Here is a 3,779-nt window from a genome sequence, read left to right as displayed (position 1 = left end):
CCGGCCACCGTACTGGCGACGTTGAACAAGATCGGCGGTGCCCACGGTATCGGCCGTCTCGACATCGTTGAAAACCGTTATGTCGGCATGAAGTCCCGTGGCTGCTACGAAACCCCGGGCGGCACCATCATGCTGCGCGCGCACCGCGCCATCGAATCGATTACTCTGGATCGCGAAGTCGCTCACCTCAAAGACGAGCTGATGCCGAAATACGCCAGCCTGATCTACACCGGCTACTGGTGGAGCCCTGAGCGTCTGATGCTGCAACAGATGATCGACGCCTCGCAGGTCAACGTGAACGGTGTGGTTCGCCTGAAACTGTACAAGGGCAACGTGATCGTGACTGGCCGCAAGTCCGACGATTCGCTGTTCGATGCCAACATCGCAACCTTCGAAGAAGACGGCGGTGCCTACAACCAGGCCGACGCGGCGGGCTTCATCAAGCTCAACGCGCTGCGCATGCGCATTGCTGCCAACAAGGGCCGCAAGCTGTTCTGAAGCCCACCGGCTTGAATTGAATGGCGGCTTTGTCGTTCCGACAAGGCTGCCATCCCTTCAGTGTTTGATCTGGCGTCATGCCCTGACATTCTTGTCCGCTCAAACATGCATGTTGCTCTGCGTCGCGTCCGCGGCTTATCCCCCCCTGAAAATCGTTGTGGCCTGCGAGTCGGTGTCATAGGCGAAGACCAACGTTGTTTCACCACTTTTCTTCAACTGTTTGATCAAGCCGGGCACTATTTGCCTGACAAACGCTTCTGACTCTGAATGAGTGAGAAAAACTATCGCCTTGGCTGCGGGTTTGGCAAAGCGTGGAAAGCTATCCATCAGATTTTCAAACGCTGCCCTGGTGGTCATCTGGCGCACATCGATGGCTCTTATCATGCCTAGCGGCTTGGGAAGCTGAACAATATGTTCGATCCAGGTGGGCACGGCGCACGAACTCCTGGAGCGGGAGCTGGCCTTATTGTCGCTCTCCGCCGTGAGTGGCTTTCCCGTATTTGAATTCAAGTCATCTTCGGCCCGTCTGGAGCTTTCATGAACTTTCAGAAAACTGTCGTCTTTCTGGAAGTCTGAAGGGGCGTACAACGAACGATAGTTGAAGTTTAATGTGATGAAGAAAAGCAATAACAAGTAAAAGGGAAAGCTGATAAGGAACCAGATATAAACTTCGCGTTCGCCCTCGTCAAGAAAGGGCAGAGAAACAGCGGCCGATGTCTCGGAGATAAACGCGAATATGCCGATAACTGTCATGGGGTTGGTGATTTTCTTTTTGATCTTTGACATATTCTTTGCTCATTTTGGTTTCCGTTTTGTTTGGATGATTGGAATAAGGTTGGGGCTATATTTTTATATTAAAAGATACTGACTGGATAGCTGTGCCCCGTGTTGTTTGGCGGGTTTTCTGTTTTCTGATGAAAGATTTTATTTCAAAGGTTTATGCTGTTTTTTCGTCGGTTCAGTCATGTGTTTTTTAAGAGCCGGGAAATGCGAGTGTCCGTTTATCCACCAGGTTACACAGGCGACGAGCGCGTCGATTGCCGTTTGAGCCATTAAAATTCTGACGCCCTTGCCTTGACTGGTCAGTCTTTCACCGAAGGTGTGGGATTTTTTGTAGGAATAATCTTTATTTGGTGTAGGGAATGTCTTTTGCTGGGAGTGCGGAGGAACTCCTTTGCGCCAAGTCAGTAGTTCTTGGGATATTGTGCGCTCTCTAAAAATTCGAACAGCGAACTGGACTTGCCCATGAATAAAGTGCTGATCGTGGATGATCACCCCGTCATTCGTCTTGCTGTACGTATGCTGATGGAGCGCCATGGCTACGAAGTTATTGCAGAAACGGACAATGGTGTAGATGCCTTGCAACTTGCGCGCGATCAAATGCCGGATATTGTCATTCTGGATATTGGAATACCCAAGCTGGATGGTCTTGAAGTAATAGCCCGGCTGACCTCCACGGCAATGCCTTTGAAAGTTCTGGTGTTGACGTCCCAGGCTCCCGGCCACTTTTCCATGCGCTGCATGCAATCAGGCGCAGCCGGATATGTCTGTAAACAACAAGACCTGACGGAACTGCTCAGTGCAATCAAAGCGGTGTTGTCGGGCTACAGTTACTTTCCTAATCAGGCATTGCACACGGTACGTACCAGCTTGGGGAACGCCAGTGAAGCCGATATGGTTGATCGACTCTCGGGACGGGAAATGATGGTGTTGCAGCAGTTGGCACGGGGTAAAACCAACAAGGAAATTGCCGATGGCATGTTTCTCAGCAACAAGACGGTCAGCACGTACAAGACACGGTTGTTGTTGAAACTCAATGCCCGTTCGCTGGTTGACCTGATCGAGTTGGCGCAACGCAATGGACTGGTCTGAGTACAGACCGATTCACGGGTCAATCTATTTCGGCTTGCTTCAGATAGTAAAAAGCCTCCGCTACGGAGGCTTTTTACGTGTCAGAGATCAAAGTCGTAATCGGCCAATTGCTTTTGCAGTCGGCGCTCCTCAAGCAGGTTATCAATGGTGCGACGTTTGCTCAGGTTGGTCTTGGCGACCTCGACCACCGGTTCGGCGTCGTCGGTCTCCGCCGCAGTGAAATCCTCATCTACATCCAGTTGTTCTTTGCTGTCAGTCATAAGGTGAACTCCAGGCTAAGACTGCCTTTGGCGCTCCTTATATCGATATTCCTGCGGCGGGTAAAAAAGATTTTTTCAATCGACGAATCAGTTATTCCAATAGCCAATCAATCGTCCGAGGTTTTGTGTTTGTATTCGCACAAGTCTTCGATCCGGCAGCTGCCACAACGCGGCTTGCGGGCGAGACACACGTAGCGCCCGTGCAGAATCAGCCAGTGGTGGGAATCCAGCAGATAGTCTTTTGGCACAAACTTCATCAACTTCTTTTCTACTTCAACCACATTTTTGCCCGGGGCGATGCCGGTACGGTTGCTCACGCGAAAAATGTGCGTGTCGACCGCCATGGTCAACTGGCGAAACGCCGTATTGAGTACCACATTGGCTGTTTTGCGACCGACGCCGGGTAGCGCTTCCAGTTCTTCGCGTGTTTGCGGGACTTCACCATTGTGCAATTCGACCAGCATGCGGCAGGTCTCGATCACGTTTTTCGCTTTGCTGTTATACAGGCCGATGGTCTTGATGTATTCGGACAGCCCTTCGACGCCCAAGGCGTGGATCGCCGCCGGGGTGTTGGCCACCGGGAACAGTTTGGCCGTGGCCTTGTTGACGCCGACGTCAGTCGATTGTGCCGAGAGAATTACCGCAATCAGCAATTCGAAGGGCGAGGAGTAGGCCAGTTCGGTTTTTGGCTCGGGATTGTCTTCATGCAGTCGACGAAAAATCTCGAGGCGTTTTGCGGCATTCATGGGTGATGGGTTTCCTTGGAAGGAGCGTTCGAGCGAGTCCAAGCCTGGCGAGCAGCCACCAGCAGCCCCAGCAGTATGAAGGCGCCGGGTATCAGGGTGATCAGGTGCAGCCCTTCGTTAAACAGAACCAGACCTTGCCAGTGTTCTGACAGTCCACGACCGAGACGGCCCTGACCCAACAGCTCACGCAGCACCGCAAATGTCATTAGCAACCCGCTCGACAGAGTGAAAAACGTCAGACGCTGGTTTAGCGCCTGACGAAAGAATCCATTGTATTCAAGCACCACGCATTGCAAGGCGATCAGCCCGGCATAGATCCCGAGTGACTGTTGCCACTGCAACGCCCAGCGCTGGGCGAGAATATTGGCGCAACTGGTCAGGGTGGCGGCCAGCACCAGACTGG

General features: G+C 52.3%; 5 protein-coding genes and 1 pseudogene. 2 read left to right on the top strand and 4 right to left on the bottom strand.

Annotation, left to right across the window (positions count from 1 at the left end; translation table 11 throughout):
- Positions 1 to 498: pseudogene (locus DBR18_RS27705) on the top strand (argininosuccinate synthase domain-containing protein); the annotation flags it as partial.
- 135 nt (positions 499 to 633) lie between these two features.
- Here the strand turns inward: DBR18_RS27705 and DBR18_RS27700 are convergent.
- A complete protein-coding gene (locus DBR18_RS27700) occupies positions 634 to 1,284 on the bottom strand; it encodes a hypothetical protein (RefSeq protein WP_108592727.1) in 651 nt (216 codons plus the stop codon).
- A 459-nt stretch (positions 1,285 to 1,743) separates the two neighbouring features.
- Here DBR18_RS27700 and DBR18_RS27695 point away from each other — a divergent pair, with 459 nt between their 5' ends.
- The gene (locus DBR18_RS27695) at positions 1,744 to 2,370 is read left to right on the top strand and encodes a response regulator transcription factor (protein ID WP_108592726.1); all 627 of its coding nucleotides are present in this window, start codon (positions 1,744 to 1,746) and stop codon (positions 2,368 to 2,370) included.
- Positions 2,371 to 2,450: 80 nt separating this feature from the next.
- Here the strand turns inward: DBR18_RS27695 and DBR18_RS27690 are convergent, their stop codons facing one another.
- The 3 genes from DBR18_RS27690 to DBR18_RS27680 form a co-directional block, all read right to left on the bottom strand.
- Complete coding sequence (locus DBR18_RS27690) at positions 2,451 to 2,630, bottom strand: PA3496 family putative envelope integrity protein (RefSeq protein ID WP_102354951.1); 180 nt, start codon at positions 2,628 to 2,630, stop codon at positions 2,451 to 2,453.
- Between the two features lie 107 nt (positions 2,631 to 2,737).
- Positions 2,738 to 3,376 (bottom strand): endonuclease III, encoded by a 639-nt coding sequence (nth, locus tag DBR18_RS27685; protein ID WP_003227707.1) that lies wholly within the window; start codon positions 3,374 to 3,376, stop codon positions 2,738 to 2,740.
- On the bottom strand, positions 3,373 to 3,779 hold a 407-nt coding region (locus DBR18_RS27680), incomplete at its 5' end, for an Rnf-Nqr domain containing protein (RefSeq protein WP_108592725.1). The genes nth and DBR18_RS27680, both read right to left, overlap by 4 nt.

The sequence above is a fragment of the Pseudomonas sp. HMWF021 genome, assembly GCF_003061005.1.
Taxonomy (GTDB): Bacteria; Pseudomonadota; Gammaproteobacteria; order Pseudomonadales; family Pseudomonadaceae; genus Aquipseudomonas.
Note: the sequence above shows the minus strand (reverse complement) of the source record. Positions and strands in the feature narration are given on the sequence as shown.